Raw genomic sequence first — 22,922 nt, 5'->3', positions numbered from 1 at the left:
CCGCCCTACGTACAGTGGGGTATGGGGAGTACGACGAGCAACCGGTTCGGAATCGTGGTGGCGCTGCTGGTGGGACTGCTGGCAGGCGGGTATCTGGGGGCGCTGTTCGCGTCGTCGGCGGACTCCGATCCGCCACGGCGCACGTCCACCGCCCGCGATGTCGAGCACGCCGAACCGGTGGTGTTCGAGTCCGACCGGGGACTGCCCGATGTCCACACGATTCTGCGGTCGCAGGCCGATATCGACCAGTTCGTCGGGCGGTTCCCCGGTGACGGGGCCGGTCGGCTCGCGGACCAGCTGTCGCGCCGCGACCTCGGCACCGAAGCGCTGCTCGCCTTCTCCTGGGGCGCGGGGTGTTCGCCCGGTGACGGCGCGAAGCTGACCACCCAGGGCACCGCGGACTACTCCGTCCGGCTGACCGGCGCGGACAATCCGCCGCCGGAATGCGCGGCGCCGTGGGACATCCTGGCGGTGTTCGCGCTACCGAAGGACGAGGTGCCCGCGAACACCCGGCTCGGCGGTGACCGTCCCGATCCGCCGGGTCCCGCGACCCTCGCCCATATCGAGCGCATCACGCTCGGCGCCGCGCTGCGCGGTGCGGAAGTCTCGCAGCCGGATCAGCTCGCCGCGTTCACCGCCGGGCTCGATGCCACCGTGGCCCACCGGGTGAACTCGGTGGTGTCGCAGCGCGCCGCGCGTGATCGCGCGTTCGCCTTCGTCCTCACCGGATGCCACAACGATGGTGCCTACCTTGCCTTTTCGGCGGAACGGTTGCGTCCGGTGCTGACCGCGACCGAACCGGTCGTCTGCGTCGTACCGGACTACTACGTCGCGGTGTTCACGGCCCCGGCCGCGTCCGTCCCGGTGCGGGCCACCATCGGCTGAGGGTGATCACGCCACCGGGGTCATCGGTGGCGGTTCCCAGTCGCCGTCGATCGCGGCCGCGCGGGGTGCGTACAGGCGCATCGTCAGGGAGAACTCGCCGGATTCCGGGATCGGGAGCCAGTTCCCGGTGGGGATGCCGGGGCGCGGGTCCGCGTGCTGGACGGCGATCTCCACCGTGCCGTCCGGGCCCGCCACCACCGGCGGGGCGTGGCCGACCGAGTAGACCCCGGCCGGGTTGGGGACCAGGAAGCCCTGGGGGTCGTAGGCGGTGATCGCGGCGAAGGCGTCCACCGGCGGCCACCGGCCGGGCTCGAAGCGGATGCGGTAGCGGCGGGGTCGTCCCGCGTCGTCGGTCGTCGGGGCCCAGAGTTCGGCGTAGAGCACGTCGCGCAGGGGTGCCTTGCCGGGTGAGCGCATCGTCGTCGCCGCGCGGCGCAGGTAGTCGGTGCCGAAGGTGCCCAGGTCGACGGGGATCTCCCACCCGTTGACGCGGCGCGCGTTCGGATCGGTCCAGCCCGCGATCCGGCGGTGGGCCCGGCGGGCCGCCTCGTCGAGCACGTCGACGGGTTCGTTGTCGACGGTGCCGCCGGGGACCACACCGATCGCGGCCAGCTGATCCATCAGCGGCGCGTCGGCGGCCGCGGGCGGATCGGTGACCATCAGCCGGCACAGGCGATTGAGATACGTGCGTCCGTCGAGCGCGGCGATCCGCTTGACCGGCGGCTCCGGCCCGCGGTCGATCGGGTGAACCCTGCTGATCGTCGCGTCGTACTCGCGGCGCTGCCAGGCGCCCGCGGGCACCAGCCGGATCTCCTCCTGCCAGCGGTTGACCCGCGGCGCGTCGGCGACGCCGTTGATCTGGATCCGGCCGACGATCGTCGTCAGCTCCGACGGCATGTGCAGCAGGGTGGTGTGCGGCGGCAGCGACCCGGTCCACCGCGGACCCGCGATGACATAGGTGTACGGCGGCCCCTCGGCGTCGGCCCCCGTACGCGGCTGCTCGCTGCTCAGGTCGTGCACGGTGTTGCCCCACCCGTCGAGCAGCTGGAACAGCCAGTACCGGTCCGGTTCCATCCCGGGGATCTGCAGCACCAGCGGTTCGTCCGCCAGATTCAGCCACGCCTGCGAATACACCATGTCGTGGCTGAGCCGGGCCACCCCGCGATCCAGCGGATCGGGCAGCACGCTGTGATCGAAGGTGTTGGTCGGCCCACTCGCCGCCCGCATCATGTCCAGCATGATCATCGGATAGCCGAACACATACGCCTCGGTCGCCAGCTCCAGCACATCCGGTGCCCCCGTCGACGTCACCACCGACGGCACCGGCTCCCCACCCCCGCACCCGGGCACCACCGCCGCCACCCCCACCGCCGCCCCCAACCCCAGCAAGCGCCGCCGACTCAGCCCACCCTCGCCACCTGCCCGACCACCCATACACGCTCCGTCCGACACCTCGAACGCCCACCGTAAACACGCCACCACCCCCCGCCCTCACACACAACGGGTGAATTCCGCAGGTCAGCCGAGGAGGGTTCGGTGCATGAGGTGGGCTACGCGGGCTCGGCAGGCGATGGGGTCGGGGCCGTAGATCTGGCTGAGGTCGATCACGAGGGCGAAGGCGGCGTGGACCAGGAAGCGGGCTTCGGCGGCGGAGAGTTCGGGGCGCACCTCGCGGACCAGGCGGGCCCACTCCTGGACGCTGAGGCGCTGGATGTTGCGCAGGACCGCGCGTTCCTCGGCGGGGACGTGCCCGAACTCGGCGTAGTAGACGACCGCCAGCGCGCGCTCGTCGAAGGTGTCGGAGACGAACTGGGTGATCAGCACGTCCAGCGCCGCGCCGCTGTCGGGGGTGCCCGCGACGGCGGGGCCGATCGCGCCGGAGACCCGGTCGGCCGCGCGGCGGAACGCGGCGGCGAGGATATCGCTCTTGCCCCGGTAGAACCGGTACACCGCCGAGGCCGCGGACAGACCCGCGGCCGAGGCGATGTCCTCGACGCTCACGTTCGGGTAGCCGCGCTCGTGGAACAGCTCGACCGCTTTGCGCAGCAGCAGTTCGTGTTTGAACGACTCCGGGATCTCGACCTGGGTCGCCTGCTCGGAAACCGCTGCCGCGGGCGGCAATTCGTCCCCGGCCAGCGCGAGACAGGCCGCGCTCAGCAGCCGGTTCAGCGTGCGGGCGGGCAGCGCGGCGTGATGGTCGGCGATGCTGGTGATCACGCCGAACATGGCGGTGGACAGCATCCGCAGATCCGGTGCGGTCAGTTCCGGCCGCAGCACCGCCAGCTGCTCGTCCAGGGCGACCAGTACCGAGGCCCGCTGCTCGTCGAGCACCAGCCGGTCGGCGGGCTCGAGATAGCGGCTCTCCCAGCGCACCAGGGTGACGGTGCCGCGGTTCTCCACCGTCGCGCCGATGAGCCCGGTCAGCATGTGCCGCAACCGTTCCGCCGCGATCGGTGATCCGTCATCGGACACCGTGATCGAGGCGGTGAACGCCTCCCCGACCCGCAGCAGCTCCTCCCGGAACAGCGCGTACTTACTGGGGTAGTGCCGGTACAGCGCCGCCGAACTGATCCCCAGCCCGGCCGCGATGTCCTCCATGCTCACCCCGTGATAGCCGGCCGCGCCGAACGCCATCGCCGAGGTCGCCGCGATCTGCGCGCGCCGATTCTTCGGCCGCCGTCGCACACCGTCCTTCGCTCCGCCGACTACCGATCCACGCGCACCACGAGACTCGCCGACATTCATGCCAGAAGTGTATTAGGCCTTGTGGGGTGGGGTGATCCGGGCATACCAGTCGAGCAGGGACGGGTCGTCGACGGCGCTGCGTTCGACCACGCGGGCCGCGTCCGCGCCCTGGAAGAGCTTCTTGATCGGGACTTCCAGCTTCTTGCCGGTGCGGGTGTGCGGGATGCCGGGGGCCTCGCGGATCTCGTCGGGGACGTGGCGGGGCGAGACCTCGGTGCGGATCGCGGTGCCGATCCGGGTCTGCAGGTCGTCGGTGAGGGTGGCGCCGGGGGCGAGGACGACGAACAGTGGCATCCAGTAGCCGCCGTCGGGCTGTTCGGCGCCGATCACCAGGGCCTCGGCGATCTCCGGGAACTGCTCGACGACCTGGTAGATGTCGGCGCTGCCCATCCGGATGCCGTGCCGGTTGAGGGTGGAGTCGGAGCGGCCGTGCACGACGACGCTGCCGCGCTCGGTCAGCGTGATCCAGTCGCCGTGCCGCCACACGCCGGGGTAGGTGTCGAAATAGGCGTCGTGGTAGCGCTTTCCGTCCTCGTCGCGCCAGAAACGCACGGGCATCGACGGCATCGGCTCGGTCACCACCAGCTCACCGACCGCACCGCGCACCGGCGCGCCCGCCTCGTCGAAGGCGTCCAGCGCGACCCCGAGATACGGCGCCGACAGCTCGCCCGGCCACACCGGCACGGTGGGCACGCCGCCGATGAACGCCGACACCACGTCGGTGCCGCCGCTGATCGAGTTCACCTGCACGTGCTCGCCCGCGTTCTCGTTCAGCCACAACGCGCTCGACTCCGGCAGCGCCGACCCGGTGATCCCGACACTGCGCAGCGCCGACAGATCGTGGTCGGTCCGCGGCACCGACCCCGCCTTGATACACCCGAGGACATACCCGGGACTGGTCCCGAGCACGGTGGCGCGGACCTGGGCGGCCAGGCGCCACAGCGCGTCCGGGCCACCCGCCGTCGGGCTGCCGTCGTAGGTCACCACGGTCGCGCCGGTGAGCAGGCCGGCGATCTGGAAGTTCCACATCATCCAGCTGGGGCTGGTGTACCAGAAGAAGACGTCGTCGGGTCCGATATCGGACTGCAGGGCAACGGCTTTCAGATGTTCCAGCAGCACGCCGCCGTGTCCGTGCACGATGCCCTTGGGCAGGCCGGTGGTGCCGGAGGAGAACACGATCCACAGCGGATGATCGAAGTCGACCGCGGTCGTCTCGATCACGCCCTGCCCGGGATCGGCGATCGCGTCCGACCACGCGACCGCGCCGGGCACCTCGAGTCCGAGCTGCGACACCGCGATCGTCGCGCGCAACCCGGGCAGCCCGTCCCGCACGGCGGCGATGTCGGCGCGCTTGTCGTGCTGCTTGCCACCGAACCGGTAGCCGTCGGCGGTGACCAGCACGGTCGGCTCGAGCTGGCCGAGCCGGTCCAGCGCGGCCTTGGCCGAGTAGTCCTGGCCGCACGCGCTCCACACCGCGCCGATGCTCGCGGTGGCGAGGAAGGCGACGATGGCCTCCGGGATGTTCGGCAGGTAGCCGATCACCCGGTCGCCCGCCTCGACGCCCTGGGCCCGCAGGGTGGCCGCGAACGCGGTGACCTGCTCGATCAGCTCGCTCCACGAGATCTCGCGCGGCTCGGCGTCCTCGCTCAGCGCGAGCACGGCGGGCCGGTCGAACCGCGCCTGCCGGACGACCTGGTCGACATAGTTCAGCCGCGTCCCCGGGAACCACCGCGCGCCGGGCATCTCCCGATCGCCGAGCACGCCGTCGGCGATCGGGCCGAGCTCGAAGTAGTCCCACAGCGCCTGCCAGAAGCCGGCGATGTCGTCGACCGACCACTGCCACAGCGCCTGGTAGTCGGGGTACTGCTCGCCGGTCCGGCCGCTGACGAACGCGGCGAAGTCGGTGATCCGTGCCGACGCGATGTCCTGGGCGGTCGGTTCCCATTGCGGTTGCATCGGAGGTCCTCCTGTGGATTGGCGCGGGCCGGGGGCGGTCCGGCCGATGATTACCCCGGCGCGTCGGGCGATATTCGTCCCGCGCGCCGGGTGCTGCTCAGGCGGGCAGTTCGGCCCGGCGGACGATCCGCTCCGCGTGCCGCAGCACCGGTGCGTCGACCATGCGGCCCTCGAAGGCGAAGACCCCGCGGTGGTTCGGCACCTCGGCGAGCACGCGGCGGGCCCAGCCGATCTCCTCGGGATCGGGCGCGTAGCCCTCGCGGATCACCGCCACCTGACTGGGATGGATGGCCACCTTGGCGTCGAAGCCGACGGCCACCGCGTCCAGCGTCTCCACGGCGAGCCCTTCCAGATCCTTGATGTCGAGGAACACCGAATCCAGGGCGAACCGGCCGAAGGCCTTGGCCGCCAGCAGGCTCGTCGAACGCACGTGCCGGGCGATGTCGCGGTAGCTGCCGTCGGCGTGCCTGCTCGCATTGCCGCCGAGTCCGGCCACCAGGTCCTCGGCGCCCCACATCACGCCGATGGCGTTCTCGGCGGCGACCGACTCGGCCACCCGCACCGCGCCCAGCGGCGACTCGATCAGCACGATCACCTCGTAGCCCGCCAGGCTCCTGACCTGCTCGGCCGACTCGCATTTGGGCAGCATGATCCGCCGGTAGGCGGTCTGCGCGAGGGCGGCCAGGTCGGCCGCGTACTCCTCGGTCTCGACCGCGTTCACGCGAATCACGGTGTGCTGCGGGTCGAGTGGGGTCTCGATCAGTGCCTTCCTCGCGGCTGCCTTGTCACCGGCGGCGACCCCGTCCTCGAGATCGAGGATCACCACATCGGCCACCGCGGCGGCCTTGGCGAAGCGTTCGGGCCGGTCGGCCGGACAGAACAGCCAGGCCGGTCCGGTCGGTTCCCAGGGGTTCACGCTGTCTCCGGTCATCGTCATGCTGTGTCCTTCCGGTGGGCCGGGGCGCCCGGGGATGGTGCGGCACGGCAGTTCCTCCGGGCGCTGACCGCTCATGCCGTCGGTGCCTTCCGGACCAGGGTCTGCCGCACGGCTTTCGCCACGATCACGCCGTCCTGGTTGCGCGCGGTGTGGGTGAGGCCGACGATGCCCTCACCCGGGCGGCTCTTGGATTCGCGCTTGTCGGTGACCAGCGTCTCGGCGTACATGGTGTCGCCGTGGAACAGCGGGGCGGGCAGCGACATCTCGGAGAACCCGAGATTGGCCACCAGGGTGCCCTGGGTGAGCTGGGCGACCGAGAGGCCGACCAGCGTCGACAGGGTGAACATCGAGTTCACCAGCCGCTGGTTGAACGGCGGCTGCGCGTCGGCGAAGTTCGCGTCCAGGTGCAGCGCCTGGGTGTTCATGGTCAGGGTGGTGAACAGGACGTTGTCGGCCTCGGTGATGGTGCGGCCGGGCCGGTGCTCGTAGATCGTGCCGATCTCGAACTCCTCGAACCACAGCCCCCGCTGGACGACTCTGCGTTCGGTCACAGACCCAGCTCCCGAGCGATCAGCATCAGCTGCACCTCCGTCGTGCCCTCACCGATTTCCAGGATCTTGCTGTCACGGTAGTGCCTGGACACCGGGTATTCGTTCATGAAGCCGTTGCCGCCGAAGATCTGGGTGGCGTCGCGCGCGTTGTCCATCGCGGCCTCGCTGGCGACCATCTTGGCGATCGAGGCGGCCTTCTTGAACGGCTTGCCCGCCAGCATCAGCGCGGCCGCGTCGTAGTAGGCGGTCCGGGCGACGTGGGCGCGCGCCTCCATCCGGGCGATCTTGAACGCGATGGCCTGGTTGCGGCCGATGGCCTGCCCGAACGCCTGCCGCTCACCGGCGTAGCGCACGCTCTCGTCCACGCAGCCCTGCGCGGCGCCGACCGCCAGCGCGGCGATGGCGATGCGGCCCTCGTCGAGGATGCGCAGGAAGTTGGCGTAGCCGCGGCCGCGCTCGCCGAGCAGGTTCTCTTTCGGCACCCGCACGTCGGTGAAGCTCAGCGGGTGGGTGTCGGAGGCGTTCCAGCCGACCTTGTTGTAGGCCGGTTCCGCGACGAAGCCGGGGGTGGAGGTCGGCACCAGGATGGTGGAGATCTCCTTCTTGCCGCCGGTCTGCCCGGTCACCGCGGTGACGGTGACCAGCCGGGTGATGTCGGTGCCGGAGTTGGTGATGAACTGCTTGGCGCCGTTGATCACCCAGCTCTCACCGTCCTCGACGGCGGTGGTGCGGGTACCGCCCGCGTCGCTGCCCGCGTCGGGTTCGGTTAGGCCGAAACCGGCCAGCGCGCGTCCGCTGGTGAGCTGGGGCAGCCACTCGGTCTTCTGCTTGTCGTCGCCGAAGCGATAGATCGGCATCGCGCCCAGCGAGACGCCGGCCTCGAGGGTGATGGCCACGCTCTGGTCGACCTTGCCGAGTTCCTCGAGCGCCAGGCACAGGGCGAAGTAGTCGCCGCCCATGCCGCCGAACTCCTCGGGGAACGGCAGGCCGAACAGGCCCATGTCGGCCATGCCGGCGACGACCTCGTACGGGAAGCTGTGCTCGGCATCGTGTTTCGCCGAGACGGGCGCGACGACCTGCTGGGCGAAGTCGCGCACGGTCAGGGCGAGCTGGCGGTATTCGTCCGGCAGCGAGCCGGTGGACAGGTAGTCGGTCATGCGTTGGTTCCTTCGCGCTCGGTCTCTTCGACAGCGGTTTCGACGGGGTGGGCGACGACGCGGACCAGCACCTGGTCCAGCTTCACCTGGGCGCCCGGTGCCACCAGCACCTCGACGGTGCCCGCGACGGGGGCGGTGAGCGTGTGCTCCATCTTCATGGCCTCGATGACGATCACCGGATCACCGACCTCGACGGTCGCGCCGTCGGCGACCGGGGCCGCGATCACCGAACCCGGCATGGGACTGCGGATCTCGGCGTCGCCGACATGGGCGGCGTCACCACGCACACTCGCCTCGGCGACTTCCCGCAGCACGGCGACGCTGCCCGCGTGACCGACCCACAGCTGATCGTCGGCCTCGGCCACGCGGAACTCGCGGCGCAGCCCGTCCAGGGTGAGGACCAGGCCGTCGGGGCTCGACGCGGCCGAGAGCGACTGCGGCTCACCGTCCTCGATCCGCACGATCGCCGATTCCGGTGTGCCGGTGATGAAGACATGGCGCACCTGGTCACCGGCGGCGAGCCGGATCGAGGTCGGGGCCTGCGTGCCGAGCCGCCAGCCCGACGGGGTCGACCACGGGTCGCCGCCGGACACGGGCCAGCGGCGCAGCCAGTGATGGGCCGCGGCGGCGGCGAACTCGTCGTCGGTCACCGCGGCGGGCCGGAAGTCGCTCACCCGGCGGTCCAGCAGCGCGGTGTCGAGGCGGCCCGCCTGCACGTCCTCGTCGGCGAGCAGGAACCGCAGGAACTCGATATTGCTCGTCACGCCGAGCAGCACGGTCTGTTCCAGCGCGCGGTCCAGCGCGCCGAGGGCGTCGGCGCGGGTGGTGCCGCGGGCGATCACCTTCGACAGCATCGGGTCGTAGTCGCTGCCGACCACGGTGCCCTCGGCCAGACCCGAGTCGACCCGCACGCCGGGGCCGCTCGGCTCGGCGAGGGCGAGCACCGTGCCGCCGGTGGGCAGGAAGCCGCGGCCCGGATCCTCGGCGTAGACGCGCGCCTCGATCGCGTGCCCGACCAGGTGGATCTCGTCCTGGCTCCGGCCCAGCTTCTGGCCTGCGGCCACCCGGACCTGGCATTCCACCAGGTCGACCCCAGTGACCAGCTCGGTCACCGGATGCTCCACCTGCAGGCGGGTGTTCATCTCCATGAAGAAGAACTCGTCGGGCCGGTCGGCGGAGACGATGAACTCCACGGTGCCCGCGCCGACATAGTCGACACTGCGCGCCGTATTGCAGGCCGCGGTGCCGATCCTGGCCCTGGTCGCGGCGTCGAGCAGCGGCGAGGGCGCCTCCTCGATGACCTTCTGATGCCTGCGCTGCAAGCTGCACTCGCGCTCGCCCAGGTGCACCACATTGCCGAACTTGTCGGCCAGGACCTGCACCTCGATGTGGCGGGGCCGGGTGACGAAGCGCTCCAGGAACAGGGTGTCGTCGCCGAAGGCCGCGCCCGCCTCGCGCCGCGCGCTGACCAGCGCCGCGGGCAGGTCCTCGGCCCGGTCGACCCGGCGCATGCCCTTGCCGCCACCACCGGCGGACGGCTTCACCAGCACCGGGTAGCCGACCTCGGCCGCCGCGGCGATCAGTTGCTCGTCGGTCAGGCCGGGCTCGGCGATGCCGGGGACCACCGGGACGCCGAACGCGGTGACGGTGTTCTTGGCGGTGATCTTGTCGCCCATCACCTCGATCGCCTTGGCCGGCGGGCCGAGGAACACGATGCCCGCGTCGGCCAGCGCCGCGGCGAACGCCGAATTCTCCGACAGGAAGCCGTAACCGGGGTGCACGGCCTGGGCGCCCGAGCGGATCGCGGCGTCGACGACCTTCTCGATCGACAGGTAGCTCTCGCGGGCCGGGGCGGGCCCGAGGCGCACCGCCACGTCGGCCTCGCGCACGTGGCGGGCGCCCGCGTCGGCGTCGCTGTACACCGCGACCGAGCGAATACCCATGGCGCGCAAGGTCTTGATGACGCGCACCGCGATCTCGCCGCGATTGGCGACCAGGACGGTGTCGAAGTCGACGGGGTGGGATTTGTTCAGCATGTCGCTCACATCCGGAAGACGCCATAGGAAACGGGCTCGAGCGGCGCCTGCGCGCACACCGAGAGGGCAAGGCCGAGCGCGGTTCTGGTGTCGGTGGGCGCGATGACGCCGTCGTCCCAGATCCGCGCCGTCGCGTAGTACGGGTTGCCCTGGGTCTCGTACTGCTCCCGGATCGGGGCCTTGAAAGCCTCCTGATCCTCGTCCGACCACGGCTTGCCCGCGCTGTCGAGCTGCTCGCCGCGCACGGTCGACAGCACCGAGGCGGCCTGCTCGCCACCCATCACCGAGATCCGCGCGTTCGGCCACATCCACAGGAAGCGCGGCGAATACGCGCGCCCGCACATGGAGTAGTTGCCCGCGCCGTAGGAGCCGCCGATCACCACGGTCAGCTTCGGCACCCGCGCGCAGGCCACCGCGGTGACCATCTTCGCGCCGTGCTTGGCGATGCCGCCCGCCTCGTAGTCGCGGCCGACCATGAAGCCGGTGATGTTCTGCAGGAACAGCAGCGGGATCTTGCGCTTGTCGCACAGTTCGATGAAATGCGCGCCCTTCATGGCGGATTCGGCGAACAGCACGCCGTTGTTGGCGACGATGCCGACCGGGTGGCCGTGGATCCGGGCGAAACCGGTGACCAGGGTCTTGCCGTATTCGGACTTGAACTCGTGGAAACCGGCCTCGCCGTCGACGATCCGGTCGATCACCTCGCGCACGTCGTAGGGGGTGCGCGGGTCGACCGGGACCACGTCGTAGAGCTCGTCCTCCGGCTTGGCGGGCGGGGTGCTCGGCAGCACCTCCCACGGCGCCTCGGGCTTCGGGCCGAGCGTGCCGACGATCTTGCGGACGATGCGCAGCGCGTCGCGGTCGTCGTCGGCCAGGTGGTCGGTGACGCCGGAGGTGCGCGAATGCAGCAGGCCGCCGCCGAGCTCCTCGGCCGTGACGACCTCGCCGGTCGCCGCCTTCACCAGCGGCGGGCCGCCGAGGAAGATGGTGCCCTGGTCGCGCACGATGACGGCCTCGTCGGCCATCGCGGGCACGTAGGCGCCGCCCGCGGTGCACGAGCCCATCACCGCCGCGATCTGGGCGATGCCTTTGGCACTCATGTTGGCCTGGTTGTAGAAGATGCGGCCGAAGTGCTCGCGGTCGGGGAACACCTCGTCCTGGCGCGGTAGGAAGGCGCCGCCGGAGTCCACCAGGTACACGCACGGCAGGTTGTTCTGCGCGGCCACCTCCTGCGCGCGCAGGTGCTTCTTCACCGAGATCGGGTAGTAGGTGCCGCCCTTGACCGTCGCGTCGTTGGCCAGCACCAGGCACTCGCGGCCCGCGATGCGGCCGATACCGGCGATCACGCCCGCGCCGGGGCACTCGTCGCCGTACATGCCGTTGCCCGCCAGCGGGGACAGCTCGAGGAACGGGCTGCCCGGGTCGAGCAGCTGGTCGACCCGTTCGCGGGGGAGCAGCTTGCCCCTGGCGACGTGCCGCTCGCGCGACTTCTGGGGGCCGCCCAGCGCCGTCGTCGCCAGCCGCTCGCGCAGCTCGTCGACCAGGGCGCGGTGCGCGTCCCGGTTGCTCGTCGCGGTCGTGGGGCCGTTGTCGAGGTCGTGCGTAACCGTCATCCCGCCATCCTGCCATCCGGTTAATCGCCAATAACTGAAATTCAGGTTAATCTTGACTAACCAAGTTGTCCAGACCCGGTGAAAGGAAGTCGAGGTTGGCCACGGTCGAGCCCGCTCCGGTGACCCGGCGCGAACTGATGAAAGCCCAGCGTCGCGAGCAGTTGCTCGACGCGGGCGCCCGGTTGATCGCCGATCGCGGATTCTTCGGCGTGCGCCTCGACGATCTCGGCGCGGCCGTGGGGATCAGCGGACCCGCCGTCTACCGGCACTTCGCCAACAAGGAAGCGCTGCTGGTCGAGCTGCTGGTGGGAGTCAGTGAGCGGCTGCTGGCCGGTGGGCGCGCGGTCGTGGCCGCGGCGGCATCGCCCGCCGAAGCGCTGGTCGGGCTGGTCGACTTCCACCTCGACTTCGCCTTCGACGATCCCGAGCTCATCCGCATCCAGGACCGCGACCTCGACAACGTCCCCGCCACCGACCGCCGCACCCTGCGCCGCACGCAGCGGCAGTACGTCGAGGTCTGGGTGCAGGTGCTGCGCGAGGTGCATCCCGGCCTGGCCGAGGACACCGCCCGCGTGCAGGCCCACGCGGCCTTCGGGCTGATCAATTCCACCCCGCACAGCGCCGCGCCGGCGCGGGCGAGCAAGGCCAGGCCGGTGCTGCGGCAGATGGCGCTGGCCGCGCTGGCGCCGTCACCCGCCTGATCGGTGAAACAGCCTGTCGGTCAGCCGAATTGGCGCAGCAGCCAGTGCGGGCCCACCGAATCCGCGCCGTAGGCGTCGGCCCGGCGGCGCAGTTCCCGGTCGGCGGTGACCACGGTGACCCGGTCGTATCCGGTGGCCCCGGCGACCACGTCGACGATCTTGTCGTCGCCGGAGCGGTCGGCCAGGACGACGGTCAGCCGCGGGGCGGTCGGTTCGGCGCCGTCGGCGGCGGCCTTGGCGGCGCCCTCGAGGACGACGGTCACTGCGGTCGACGCCGGGAGCCGGGTGGTCAGGTCCGCGATGCTCGACAGCAGCCGCCGGGCGGCGCCCGCGCGGTCGCGCCACCAACCGTCGGCGTTGGCGCCGATGACATTGGCCGCGTCGACCACGATCAGCTGGGTCGGATCGCTCATCGGTCCAGTCTGCCCCCGGCGGGCGATCGGCGCTCGCCGGGCGCGCCGGATCAGGCGGGGGCGGGCACCTCGACCGGGCGCAGGCGTCCGTCGGTCATCCGGTAGACCGCGTCCATCCGGTGCAGGTGGGTGGGGTCGTGGGTGACCAGGATCGTCGCGGCCCGGTGCGCGCGGGCGATGGTGGTGATCAGGTCGAGGACGGCGGCGCCGCGTTCGGTGTCCAGGGCGCTGGTCGGTTCGTCGACGACGAGCAGATCCGGGTCGTTCATCAGGGCGCGGGCGATGTTGACGCGCTGGCGCTGGCCACCGGAGAGCTGGGCGGGCCGCTTGCCCGCGTGCTCGGCGAGACCGACCGCGGCGAGCAGTTCGGTGGCGCGCGTTCTGGTTTCGGCCCGGCCGGTCCGCCGCTTGCCGCCCAAGTGTGCGGTGACCTCCAGCTGTTCGAGGGCGGTCAGCGCGGGAATGAGGTTCGGCTGCTGGAAGACGATGCCCATCGCGGTGCGGCGGACCGTCGACGCCGCGCGCCTGCTCAGCGTCGCGAGATCGGTGCTGCCCGTGTCGGTGTCGAGGACGACGGCGCCCGCGTCGGGCCGGATCAGCGTCGCGGCCACCGCGAGCAGGCTCGACTTGCCCGAGCCGGACGGGCCGGTGACGGCGGCGATGGTGCCGCCGGGGACGTGCAGGTTCACCCGGTCGAGGGCGGTGAGCCTGCCCGCGCCGTCGGGGTAGGTGAGGGTGACGTCGGTGAGGGTGAGTGCCATGGGGAGGTCCTTCAGCGGGTCGCGCCGAGCGCGGTCAGCGGATCGGTGGTGAACAGGAAGCGCAGCGCGACAGCGGCGCCGACGAGGCCGAGCGCGATCAGGGCCACCGCGGGCACCAGGGTCGTCGACAGCGACAGCACGAACGGCATGGCGTCACCGAGGAACAGCGAGGCCGCCGTGGTGATGCCGAGGCCGAGCGCGACCCCGGTGACGAGCACGATCGCCGCCTGGGCCAGCGCGTCGCGGGCCAGTGACCCGGTGGTCGCGCCGAGCGCCTTCAAGGTGGCGATGTCGGGTTGGCGCTGCACCGTCCACACGGTGAAGAAGGCGCCGATCACCAGCGCGGAGATGGCGAACAGCAGCACGGTCATCAGGGTCAGCGAGCTGTTCTCGGCCTGGTAGGAACCGATCGCCTCGACCGCGTTCGCCGCCGGCACCGTGTGCGTCCCGGCTTCGGCGTCGATGCCGTTGCGCGGGTCGTTGCCGAGCACGGCGAGCACGGTCGCCGCGCCGGCCCGGGGGCTGGCGGCTTGCCAGTCGGCCATGCTCGTCCAGATCACCGGGGTGTGGCTGTACCACTCGTCGCCCGCGACGTCGGCGACGGTGAACTCGTGCCCGGCCAGCACCACGGTGTCGCCGGTGCCCGCGGCGAGTTCGCGGGCAGCGCCGGAACTCAGCACCACCGCGCCCGGTGCGGTAGCAGGGTGATTGCTGAACGCCGAGGGGTCGCCGCCGAACAACGCGACCTGCTCCGGGCTCGCGCCGGCGTGCTCGGCGCGGGCCCGGGAGATGCCCACCGGGGTGACCTCGAGCCCGCCCAGCGCGCGCCACCGCGCGATCTGCTCCTCGGTGAGCACCGAGGAGTCGAAGGAGGGATCGGTGCCGGTCTCGGCGAAGACCACCTGGTCGGCGCGCAGGCCCTGCACCGCGGAGATGTTCTGGTGCGCCAGCCCGGCGGTGAGCCCACTCAGGAAACTGACCAGCACCGCCACCAGCAGGACGACGGTGGTGATCAGCAGGAAGCGGCCGCGGGCGGCGCGCAGGTCTCGGAGTGCGACGAACATGCCTCCACTCTCGCCGTCGACGGCCGTCCCGCCATCGCACCGGCGCACGAACCGCGCTCCACCCAAGGTCTGTGCGCGTTTACACCTTTCGATGGATGCCGGTCCGGTAGCCGCACATAAGCTGGTCGGGTGCACTCGTCCCCCCTGACCCCGGTGGTCACCACGCTGCGGCTCGGCCTGCATGTGCTGGTGACGGTGCTGGGTGTGGTGGTCGCGGTGCGGGCGCTGCTACCCGGCGGGGGTGGGCACGGTGTGGGAGTCGTCGTGCTGACCGTGGTCTGGCTGGCCGTCTACTTCGCGGGCACCGAGCTGCCCCGGCGTTCGGGGGATCGGGTCGCCGCCGGCGTCCCCGCCTCGGCCCGCGCCGCCGACGCGACCGGCTGGGATTCGCGGGTGGTGGGGGTGTGGCTGGCCGCGCTGACCGTGCTGTGGCTGGCGCTGCTCGGGCTCACGCCGGACGCGGTGTATCTCGCCTTCGGCCTGTTCTTCCTCTACCTGCATCTGCTGCCGCGGCCGTGGAATCTGCTCGCGGTGGTGCTGGCGACGGCGGTCGGTGTCGTCGGATTCGCGGCGCACCGGGGCTGGTCGGTGGGCGCGGTGGTCGGGCCGGTGCTCGGCGCGCTGGTCGCCATCGGCATCGGGCTGGGCTATCAGGCGCTGTATCGCGAAGCGGTGGAGCGCGAGCGGCTGATCGACGAATTGCTCGGCACCAGAGCGATTCTCGCCGAACAGGAACGCACCGCGGGCAAACTGGCCGAACGCGAACGGCTGGCCAAGGAGATCCACGACACCGTCGCGCAGGGGCTCAGCAGTATCCAGCTGCTGTTGCACGCGGCCGACCAGGCGGCGCCGGATCATCCAGCGCTGGACCGGATCCGGCTCGCGCGCGAGACCGCCGCCGAGGACCTGGCCGAAACCCGCAGGCTCATCGACGAATTGTCGCCCGCCGCGCTGGACGGGCAGTCGCTGGCCGAAGCGCTGGACCGGATCTGCGAGCGCGCGCGGTCGGCCGCGCTGTCGACCCAGCTGCTCGTCGAGGGCGAGCCGGAGCGGCTGCCGATGCCGGTGGAGGCCGCGCTGGTGCGGATCGCGCAGAGCGCGGTCGCCAACGTCGTCCAGCACGCCGGGGCCGCGCGCATGCGGGTCACCCTCACCTACGACGACACCGACGTGCACCTCGACATCGTCGACGACGGCGTCGGCATCGACCCCGCCGTGCTGGCCGGACCCCGCGCCGGGGCGTTCGGCCTGGCGGCCATGCGCAGCCGCGTCGAGCAGCAGGGCGGCCGGATGACGATCGAATCCGAGCCGGGCCACACCGCGGTCACCGTGTCCTTCCCGCTGGGAGCGGTCGCGTGATCCGGCTGCTGCTCGCCGACGACCACGCGATCGTGCGGGCCGGACTGCGCGCCCTGCTCGAGTCGGCCGACGACATCACCGTCGTCGGCGATGTCGCCGACGCGGAGGCGGCCGTGGCGTTCTGCGCGGCGGACCCCGTCGACCTGGTCCTGATGGACCTGCGCTTCGGCGACGGCCGCTCCGGCGCCGCCGCCACTGCCGATCTGCGCGCCCTGCCCACTCCGCCGAACGTCCTGGTGGTCACCAACTACGACACCGACGCCGACATCCTCGGCGCCATCGAAGCGGGCGCCGTCGGCTATCTCCTCAAGGACACCCCGCCCACCGAACTGCTCGCCGCCGTCCGCGCGGCCGCCGCGGGCGAGAGCGTCCTGTCCCCGACGGTCGCCTCCCGCCTGATGACTCGCGTCCGCCGCGCCGACACCACCCTGAGCCCCCGCGAGGTCGAGGTCCTGCGGCTGGTCGCCGCGGGTCTGTCCAACCGCGACATCGCCAAACAACTCTTCCTCAGCGAGACCACGGTCAAATCCCACCTGGTCCACATCTACGCCAAACTCGGCGTCAAGTCCCGCACCTCGGCGGTCGCCACGGCCCGCGAACAGGGCGCCATCTGACACGCGCGGTCGCAGCCCGAGTTCGCCCGGACATCCGCCTACCCTGATCGCATGGCCTCACTCGCTGATCCCCAGGTGCGCGCATTCCTTTCCCAGGGCACACGAACCGGCAAGGTGGCGTTCACCGGAGCCGACGGGCGGCCACTGGTGACGCCGGTGTGGTTCATCGTCGAGGGGGACGAGCTGGTCTTCAACACCGGGAAGAACACGGCCAAGGGGCGGGCGTTCGCGCGGGATCCGCGGGTGGCGCTGTGCGTGGATCTGGAGGAACCGCCGTACGCGCTGGTGGAGGTGCAGGGGACGGTGACATTGTCCGAGGACCTCGACGAGCTGGTGCGGACCGCGACCGAGATCGCGGCGCGCTACATGGGTCCGGATCAGGCCGAGGAGTTCGGCAAGCGGAACGGGGTGGCGGGGGAGCTGGTCGTGCGGGTGCGGCCGACCAAGATCATCGCCCACTTCCAGGTGACGGCGTAGGCAGGCCGGGGGCCGTGCTGCCGTCGCTGTTCGGGTCGACGGCGTCGGGGCCGGGCGCGGTGGGGTCGAACGGCGGCGGGTTGCTGCGGTCGAACAGCGGGGACGAACAGGTCGCGCCCGGTTCCGGGGTGGTGTAGGGGTTCTCGCGCAGGGCGAGGATGAACTGGTCGATCCGGGGATCGGCGGCGCTGTCGGGCTTCAGCTGATGGCCCCACGATTGCAGCGAGATCGGATGGGCCATGCCGGGGATCGGGGACATCAGGGTGTACGGCTTGCCGGTCACCTTCGCGGCGAGCGCCGCGCGGTCCTCGGCGCTCACCTTGTCCGGGTTGTAGGCGATCCACACCGCGCCGTGCTCCATCGAGTGCACCACGTTCTCGGTGCGCACGCCCGTCGCGTAGACGACGCCGTCGCAGGCCGCCCACCGGCTGTCGTGCGGCCCGCCCAGCGGCGGGATCACGGGGTAGGCGACCCGCTGCGTGCTGGTCACGTGCAGCCCGGGCGGGAACTCGGTGATCTCGACACCGGGGATCTCGCGGGACGGATCCTGGTTGTCCGCGCTCGGCACGAAGGCCTCCGTCGAGGCGACGGCGGTGCCGTCGAGTTTGTCGCCGGTCGCGCAGCCGGCGGCGAGGAGCGCGGCGACCGCGATGGCCGCCGTGGCGGCGCGGCGCGCGCCGGTGGTCGTATCCGAATTCCGCACCGCGGTTCCCCTGTCGTCGTGACGGCCGTCGCCGTCGGGTCCGAACTTACTTGTCCGCCGCGCGCGGCACCGCCCGCCCGCCGGATCGCGCCGTCGACAACCCCGATGACCAGCGGGAAAACGCGCGTCGCTGCCGGGCCGGGGCCGGAACCACCGCTACCGTTTCGTCAAGTTTCGTAGGCAACGGCGCTGGCGAACGGAGCTCTGGCATGGCCGGACGAACTGCGACACGGGCCTGGCTGGCCGCGTCCCTCGGCGCGGTGCTGGTCGTCGGCACCGCGACCCTCGCGCAGTCGCAGCCGCCGGGTCCGCCCGTCGAGCGCGCGTCCGAGCACTTCGACGATCCCGAGTCCGGACTCGCGATCGACGTGTTCTATTGCAGCGCGCGGTCGCAGACCTACCGGGTGCCCGCCGGGACGACGAGCCTCTATATCGAGGCGGTCGGCGGTCAGGGGCAGACGCCGAACCCGAATTTCACCGGGATCGGTGGGCTCGGCGGTCAGGTCAGCGGTGGTCTGCGGGTGACGCCGGAACAGGAGTTCCAGGTCCAGGTCGGGTGCGCGGGCGGGGCGAACGGTGGGTTCTCGCCGTACGCGTCCGGCGGGGCCAGGGGCGAGGCGGTCGATCAGGTCACCAACTTCGGGACGGTGTATTCGAGCGGCTGGGACGGCGGCGGTGGCGGTGGCGCCTCGGCGGTGCTCGGCGCCGACAGCACGCCGGTGCTGGTCGCGGGCGGTGGTGGCGGAGCGGGCGGCAACGCGCCCGACTGCTATTCGGTGTCGCCCGTGCAGGATTCGACCTTCTTCTACTGCGGTGGCGGCTCCCGGCGCGACGGCGGGAACGGCGGCGACGGCAGCGCGGCGGTCGGCTGGCAGGAAGGGCCGCCGTGGACCGGCGGTGCGGGCGAGAACAATCCGGCGGGCACGACACCGAGCGGCCTCACCTGCGGCGGTCCCCGCGCGGGCGGCGCGGGCCACACCTTCGACACGACCGGCGGCGGTGGTGGCGGCGGTGGTGGCGGTGGCGGTTACCAGGGCGGCGAAGGTCAGGGTGGTGGCTGTGGCGGCGCCGCGGGGCCGCAGACACCGATCTCGCACGGCCCGCACGCGGCGCCGGGTGCGGGTGGCGCGGGCGGTGGTGGCGGGACGTCCTACGCGTCAGCGAGCCTGTCGAAGGCGAGTGTGACCACGGCCTCGGTCTCCGGCGACGGCTACGTCCTGTTCCTCACCTCCGCCGACGGCGTCCGGACGACGACCTTCGGCGTGCACGGCGATGCCGCGCAGTACTACTGCGTCGGTGACGGCGTCGACGAGATCTTCGCCGACGTGCTCGGCGCGGCGGGCGCGGGCGGCGGCCACGACTACGGCGATGTCGGCACCGGCGGCGCGGGCAGCGGCGTGCAGGCGGTCATCGCGGTGCAGGAACGCAAGCAGTTGAAGATCGATGTCGGCCGTTACGGCGGATCGGGTGGCGGCTGGGGCTACGGCAAGGGCGGCGCGCGCGGCACCGCCGACTCCGGCGCGTCCGACAGCGGCGCGGGCGGTGGCGGCGCGTCGGCGGTGAGCCAGAACGCGGCCGAGTGCGGGACCAGGCCGTCGCGCGACAGCGAGCCCGTCGTCGTCGCGGGTGGCGGCGGCGGTGGCGGCGGCAACGGATTCAGCGGTGACGGTGGTGACGGCGGCAGCGGCGGTCCGCGCCCCGGCGACGGCACCAGCGGCGGCTTCGGTGGCGGCTTCGGTGGCGAGGGCGGCAGCGAAGGCGGCGTCGACGGCGGCCACGCGACCGGCAGTTCCACCGGTGGTGGCGGCGGTGGTGGCGGTGGCGGCAGTCACGGCGGCGGCAAGGGGCACGGCGCCCAGGACGGGAACGACGGCGGTGGCGGTGGTGGCGGGGGCGGCCAGTCGATGGTCGTCCCGGTCGCCGGGCAGCGGCCGCACTTCTACAACGGTCCCGACGGCAGCTACGGCAATCGCGACCGCCTCAACGACGGCAAGGTGCAGTTGATCGTCCCGATCCCGTCGAAACGCAGCCGGGTGGAACTGATCTCGGGCAACAGCCAGAGCGCGTACTCGGGGCAGCCGTTCGCCGAACCGCTGCGGGTGCGGTTCGTCGACGCGATCCACGGACCGCAGGCGGGCAAGTCGATCACCTTCTCGATGCCCGCCGGGCAACCGCGCGCGGCGGTCTTCGCCGACGGCGGCGAGAGCACCCGGGTGAGCACCGACGCCGACGGCTTCGCCGAGGTGAACCTGACCGCGCTGCCCGCCGCCCAGCAGGGCGAGCTGGCGGGCGGCTTCCTGGTCCAGGCCGCGGCCACCGACGACCCGGCCCACCTGATCGGTGGCGCCGTGTTCCGCTTGCACGACGACCAGGTGCCGACCGAGATCGAGGTGACCACCAGCGCGCCCGGCCAGATCTCGCAGGTCGGTCAGCCGGTGAGCTTCAGTGCGAAGGTCGGCCAGCGGCCGGGCACCACACCGGCCTTCGGCACACCGGCCGGGCATGTGCGCTTCGAGATCGACGGTGTCGCGACACCGGGACCGATCGAGCTGGTCGACGGGGTGGCGACGCTGCCCGCGATCAGCGGCTTGTCGCCGGGCACCCACCACGTGCTGGCGACCTACCTGGCCGACGACCCGACCCGGGTCTTCGCGCCGGTGTTCGGCAGCGTCGGCCTGCTGGTGCAGTCGGTGAAGGTACCCACCGAGATCCATCTGACGCTGCCGCCGCCACCGGTGCTGGCGGGTGCGGTCGTCGGCGCGACGGTCACCGTGCCGACGCCGCAGCCGGACGCGCCGACCCCCACCGGCGCGATCCAGTTCGCCCAGAACGGTGCGCCGCTCGGTGACCCGGTCACCCTCGCCGCCGACGGCACGGCGGGTTCACCGCCGCTGCGCGCCGGTGCGGGCACGGTCGAGGCGCACTATCTCGGCGACGACGTCTACGCCCAGTCGCGGACCGAGGCCGACCTCACCGTCTACACCGCGACCTCGACGACCACGGTGACCGCGAACCACAACCCGGTCACCTTCTTCGAACAGCTCGACCTCACCGCCACCGTCGCCCGTGACCCCGCGGGCGAGGTCGACACCGGCACCGTCCAGTTCGCCGCCGACGGAAAACCGCTCGGCGCGCCGGTTCCCGTCGACAACGGCCGCGCGATCGCCCGCGATGTCGACGTCTCCCACCTCGGCTTCGGCACCCACCTGGTCACCGCCGACTACTCCGGCGACGCGGCCACCGGCCTCGCGCCGAGCCGCGGCACGACGACGCTGTGGGTGCTGCGAGCGGGCCAGTCACCGGGCGACCATCCCGGCGATGTCGGCGTGCGCCTCGACGTGCCACGCACCGCCGACCCGGGCGAGCGGGTGACGGCGACGGTCACCGTCACCAATGTCGGCGGTCGGCAGGCGACCGGCGTCGAGGCCAGATTGTCGACCCAGGGCTGGAGCAGGCTGATCGATCCGGGCGGCGGCGAGGCGCAGCCGACCCACGTCCGGTTCCGCCTCGCCACCCTGGAGGCGGGCGAGACCAGGACCTTCACCGTCGTGCTGGAGGCACCACGCCGGCTGGCGCTGATCACCTCGTTCCTGCACGTGTCGAGCACCGGCACGGATCTGAACCCGAGGAACAACCTGCAGCTCGCGTCGACCTTCGTGCGGCCGGCGGCGCGCTGAGCGCGCCACGGTTCATCCGATTCGGGTGAACCGTGCGACCGCATCGGCCGCCTACCGTGGGCCACGGGGCGGGCCCGCGGCGGTGGACCGGACCGCGTGGCCGACAGCGCCGGGCCGGACCTGTCCGCCGACATCCCACGGTCGCCCACGGCCCGGTACCGCGGGCGGGAAGCGGCGGGCCGCGATCTACGCTGCTGGCATGACGGTGCACTTCATCGGGGCGGGCCCCGGCGCGGCCGACCTGCTCACGGTGCGCGCGGTGAGCCTGCTGCGCGACAGCCCGGTCTGCCTGTACGCGGGCACCTATCTCGATCCCGAGGTGCTGGCCCACTGCGCGCCCGGCACCGAGCTGATCGACACCCAGCGCCTCGACCTGGACGAGATCACCGGCCACCTCGTGCGCGCCCACCAGGCGGGGCACGATGTCGCCCGGCTCTGCTCGGGCGACCCGTCGATCTACTCGGCCCTCACCGAGCAGGTCCGCCGCCTCGACGCCGTCGGCGTCCCCTGGGACATCACCCCCGGCGTCCCCGCCTACGCCGCCGCGGCCGCCGCGCTGGGCACCGAGCTGACGGTCCCCGAGGTCGTCCAATCGGTCGTCCTCACCCGCACCCAGGCCCGCTCGACCGCGATGCCCGAGGGCGAGGCCCTGGCCGCCTTCGCCGCCACCGGCGCCACCCTGGTCCTGCACCTCGCGATCACCCGCGTGCGCGTCCTCGCGAAGGAACTGATCGACGAGTACGGCCCCGACTGCCCGGTCGCCGTGGTCTACCGCGCCAGCCAGCCCGAACAGCTGATCCTGCGCGGCACCCTGACCGACATCGCCGACCAGGTGGAAGCCGCCGACCTCCGCCGAGCCGCCGTCATCCTGGTCGGCCGAGCCCTCACCCCCGCGATCGACTGCGCCCAGTCCCACCTCTACGACCCGGCCCGGCTCCGCGCGCCCGTCGAGACAGACCGGTTGGTGTGATCCACGCCTCATTCCCCGCGGCGCAGAAGGGCTCTCGCGACGATGTGAGGACGCAGACAAGCGTCAGCTAACGGGGTGGCGACGGTCTACCTGGGTCTATGCCGCGTCGCTATGGACGTGGTTGGTTGCCGGGGGAGCGCACCGGTAGATTGGTGCGATGGTTTGCGACGAGCACACCGGCGCTGCCGGTCCGACGGACGTGGGCATGGTCTCGGCCATGTAACCGATCGGACGGGCCGACAGATAGTGCCAATGGACATTTTTTGCCTGATTGATTTCGAGAACTGAACCCGAGACGCAGGC

The 22,922-nt window shown here is 71.8% G+C and carries 19 protein-coding genes; 7 read left to right on the top strand and 12 right to left on the bottom strand.

Annotation, left to right across the window (positions count from 1 at the left end; translation table 11 throughout):
* Positions 1 to 21: 21 nt before the first annotated feature.
* Positions 22 to 885: a hypothetical protein gene (locus AB0L91_RS08220; protein ID WP_365008231.1), complete on the top strand. Its 864-nt coding sequence runs from the start codon at positions 22 to 24 to the stop codon at positions 883 to 885.
* Positions 886 to 891: 6 nt separating this feature from the next.
* Here the strand turns inward: AB0L91_RS08220 and AB0L91_RS08215 are convergent, their stop codons facing one another.
* The 8 genes from AB0L91_RS08215 to AB0L91_RS08180 all read right to left on the bottom strand — a co-directional run bounded on the left by AB0L91_RS08215 (position 892) and on the right by AB0L91_RS08180 (position 11,880).
* Positions 892 to 2,319 (bottom strand): DUF1254 domain-containing protein, encoded by a 1,428-nt coding sequence (locus AB0L91_RS08215; RefSeq protein ID WP_365008229.1) that lies wholly within the window; start codon positions 2,317 to 2,319, stop codon positions 892 to 894.
* A gap of 84 nt (positions 2,320 to 2,403) precedes the next feature.
* Positions 2,404 to 3,630, bottom strand: coding sequence for a TetR/AcrR family transcriptional regulator (locus AB0L91_RS08210; RefSeq protein ID WP_365008228.1), 1,227 nt, complete (start codon positions 3,628 to 3,630; stop codon positions 2,404 to 2,406).
* 12 nt (positions 3,631 to 3,642) lie between these two features.
* The gene (locus tag AB0L91_RS08205) at positions 3,643 to 5,586 is read right to left on the bottom strand and encodes an acetoacetate--CoA ligase (RefSeq protein ID WP_365008225.1); all 1,944 of its coding nucleotides are present in this window, start codon (positions 5,584 to 5,586) and stop codon (positions 3,643 to 3,645) included.
* Positions 5,587 to 5,683: 97 nt separating this feature from the next.
* Entirely contained in the window at positions 5,684 to 6,523 is an 840-nt protein-coding gene (locus tag AB0L91_RS08200) for a CoA ester lyase (protein ID WP_365008223.1), read from the bottom strand.
* A 71-nt stretch (positions 6,524 to 6,594) separates the two neighbouring features.
* Positions 6,595 to 7,074, bottom strand: coding sequence for a MaoC family dehydratase (locus AB0L91_RS08195; protein WP_365008221.1), 480 nt, complete (start codon positions 7,072 to 7,074; stop codon positions 6,595 to 6,597).
* Positions 7,071 to 8,231, bottom strand: a complete 1,161-nt coding sequence (locus tag AB0L91_RS08190) for an acyl-CoA dehydrogenase family protein (protein ID WP_357342683.1) — start codon at positions 8,229 to 8,231, stop codon at positions 7,071 to 7,073. Before AB0L91_RS08190 ends, AB0L91_RS08195 begins: the two co-directional genes overlap by 4 nt.
* Entirely contained in the window at positions 8,228 to 10,267 is a 2,040-nt protein-coding gene (locus tag AB0L91_RS08185; RefSeq protein ID WP_365008219.1) for an acetyl/propionyl/methylcrotonyl-CoA carboxylase subunit alpha, read from the bottom strand. The genes AB0L91_RS08190 and AB0L91_RS08185 overlap by 4 nt, the downstream gene beginning before the upstream one ends.
* A 5-nt stretch (positions 10,268 to 10,272) precedes the next feature.
* Positions 10,273 to 11,880 (bottom strand): carboxyl transferase domain-containing protein, encoded by a 1,608-nt coding sequence (locus AB0L91_RS08180; protein WP_365008216.1) that lies wholly within the window; start codon positions 11,878 to 11,880, stop codon positions 10,273 to 10,275.
* A gap of 137 nt (positions 11,881 to 12,017) precedes the next feature.
* Here AB0L91_RS08180 and AB0L91_RS08175 point away from each other — a divergent pair, with 137 nt between their 5' ends.
* Complete coding sequence (locus AB0L91_RS08175; protein WP_365011218.1) at positions 12,018 to 12,581, top strand: helix-turn-helix domain-containing protein; 564 nt, start codon at positions 12,018 to 12,020, stop codon at positions 12,579 to 12,581.
* Positions 12,582 to 12,601: 20 nt separating this feature from the next.
* Here the strand turns inward: AB0L91_RS08175 and AB0L91_RS08170 are convergent, their stop codons facing one another.
* From AB0L91_RS08170 to AB0L91_RS08160, 3 genes are read right to left on the bottom strand one after another with little or no spacing between them, the layout of a single operon-like run.
* Positions 12,602 to 12,994: an NYN domain-containing protein gene (locus tag AB0L91_RS08170; protein WP_365008214.1), complete on the bottom strand. Its 393-nt coding sequence runs from the start codon at positions 12,992 to 12,994 to the stop codon at positions 12,602 to 12,604.
* Between the two features lie 50 nt (positions 12,995 to 13,044).
* Complete coding sequence (locus AB0L91_RS08165; protein WP_365008212.1) at positions 13,045 to 13,755, bottom strand: ABC transporter ATP-binding protein; 711 nt, start codon at positions 13,753 to 13,755, stop codon at positions 13,045 to 13,047.
* An 11-nt stretch (positions 13,756 to 13,766) separates the two neighbouring features.
* Positions 13,767 to 14,819: an ABC transporter permease gene (locus AB0L91_RS08160; protein ID WP_365008209.1), complete on the bottom strand. Its 1,053-nt coding sequence runs from the start codon at positions 14,817 to 14,819 to the stop codon at positions 13,767 to 13,769.
* Positions 14,820 to 14,948: 129 nt separating this feature from the next.
* On the opposite strand from AB0L91_RS08160, the gene AB0L91_RS08155 reads away from it, so the two are divergent.
* Genes AB0L91_RS08155 through AB0L91_RS08145 form a run of 3 tightly spaced genes read left to right on the top strand, consistent with a single transcriptional unit; the run spans position 14,949 to position 17,269 of the window.
* Entirely contained in the window at positions 14,949 to 16,178 is a 1,230-nt protein-coding gene (locus tag AB0L91_RS08155) for a sensor histidine kinase (protein WP_365008206.1), read from the top strand.
* Complete coding sequence (locus AB0L91_RS08150) at positions 16,175 to 16,792, top strand: response regulator transcription factor (protein ID WP_355273633.1); 618 nt, start codon at positions 16,175 to 16,177, stop codon at positions 16,790 to 16,792. Before AB0L91_RS08155 ends, AB0L91_RS08150 begins: the two co-directional genes overlap by 4 nt.
* Positions 16,793 to 16,843: 51 nt before the next feature.
* Positions 16,844 to 17,269 (top strand): PPOX class F420-dependent oxidoreductase, encoded by a 426-nt coding sequence (locus AB0L91_RS08145; protein WP_365008204.1) that lies wholly within the window; start codon positions 16,844 to 16,846, stop codon positions 17,267 to 17,269.
* Here the strand turns inward: AB0L91_RS08145 and AB0L91_RS08140 are convergent.
* Positions 17,241 to 17,972, bottom strand: a complete 732-nt coding sequence (locus AB0L91_RS08140) for a DUF3105 domain-containing protein (protein WP_365008203.1) — start codon at positions 17,970 to 17,972, stop codon at positions 17,241 to 17,243. The genes AB0L91_RS08145 and AB0L91_RS08140 overlap by 29 nt on opposite strands.
* Positions 17,973 to 18,181: 209 nt before the next feature.
* On the opposite strand from AB0L91_RS08140, the gene AB0L91_RS08135 reads away from it, so the two are divergent.
* Both AB0L91_RS08135 and cobM read left to right on the top strand, forming a co-directional pair.
* Entirely contained in the window at positions 18,182 to 21,649 is a 3,468-nt protein-coding gene (locus tag AB0L91_RS08135) for an Ig-like domain-containing protein (RefSeq protein ID WP_365008201.1), read from the top strand.
* A gap of 199 nt (positions 21,650 to 21,848) precedes the next feature.
* Positions 21,849 to 22,619, top strand: coding sequence for a precorrin-4 C(11)-methyltransferase (gene cobM, locus AB0L91_RS08130; protein WP_365008199.1), 771 nt, complete (start codon positions 21,849 to 21,851; stop codon positions 22,617 to 22,619).
* Positions 22,620 to 22,922: the final 303 nt, after the last annotated feature.

The sequence above is a fragment of the Nocardia sp. NPDC051833 genome, from assembly GCF_040681225.1.
GTDB lineage: Bacteria > Actinomycetota > Actinomycetes > Mycobacteriales > Mycobacteriaceae > Nocardia.
This window is presented reverse-complemented; position numbering and strand designations above follow the sequence as displayed.

Coding starts and splice junctions, on each gene's coding strand:
- AB0L91_RS08175 (WP_365011218.1), top strand. CDS start 12,018: ATGAAAGCCCAGCGTCGCGAGCAGTTGCTCGACGCGGGCGCCCGGTTG.
- cobM (WP_365008199.1), top strand. CDS start 21,849: ATGACGGTGCACTTCATCGGGGCGGGCCCCGGCGCGGCCGACCTGCTC.
- AB0L91_RS08145 (WP_365008204.1), top strand. CDS start 16,844: ATGGCCTCACTCGCTGATCCCCAGGTGCGCGCATTCCTTTCCCAGGGC.
- AB0L91_RS08160 (WP_365008209.1), bottom strand. CDS start 14,819: ATGTTCGTCGCACTCCGAGACCTGCGCGCCGCCCGCGGCCGCTTCCTG.
- AB0L91_RS08185 (WP_365008219.1), bottom strand. CDS start 10,267: ATGCTGAACAAATCCCACCCCGTCGACTTCGACACCGTCCTGGTCGCC.
- AB0L91_RS08170 (WP_365008214.1), bottom strand. CDS start 12,994: ATGAGCGATCCGACCCAGCTGATCGTGGTCGACGCGGCCAATGTCATC.
- AB0L91_RS08180 (WP_365008216.1), bottom strand. CDS start 11,880: ATGACGGTTACGCACGACCTCGACAACGGCCCCACGACCGCGACGAGC.
- AB0L91_RS08190 (WP_357342683.1), bottom strand. CDS start 8,231: ATGACCGACTACCTGTCCACCGGCTCGCTGCCGGACGAATACCGCCAG.
- AB0L91_RS08205 (WP_365008225.1), bottom strand. CDS start 5,586: ATGCAACCGCAATGGGAACCGACCGCCCAGGACATCGCGTCGGCACGG.
- AB0L91_RS08135 (WP_365008201.1), top strand. CDS start 18,182: ATGGCCGGACGAACTGCGACACGGGCCTGGCTGGCCGCGTCCCTCGGC.
- AB0L91_RS08165 (WP_365008212.1), bottom strand. CDS start 13,755: ATGGCACTCACCCTCACCGACGTCACCCTCACCTACCCCGACGGCGCG.
- AB0L91_RS08220 (WP_365008231.1), top strand. CDS start 22: ATGGGGAGTACGACGAGCAACCGGTTCGGAATCGTGGTGGCGCTGCTG.
- AB0L91_RS08210 (WP_365008228.1), bottom strand. CDS start 3,630: ATGAATGTCGGCGAGTCTCGTGGTGCGCGTGGATCGGTAGTCGGCGGA.
- AB0L91_RS08215 (WP_365008229.1), bottom strand. CDS start 2,319: ATGGGTGGTCGGGCAGGTGGCGAGGGTGGGCTGAGTCGGCGGCGCTTG.
- AB0L91_RS08200 (WP_365008223.1), bottom strand. CDS start 6,523: ATGACGATGACCGGAGACAGCGTGAACCCCTGGGAACCGACCGGACCG.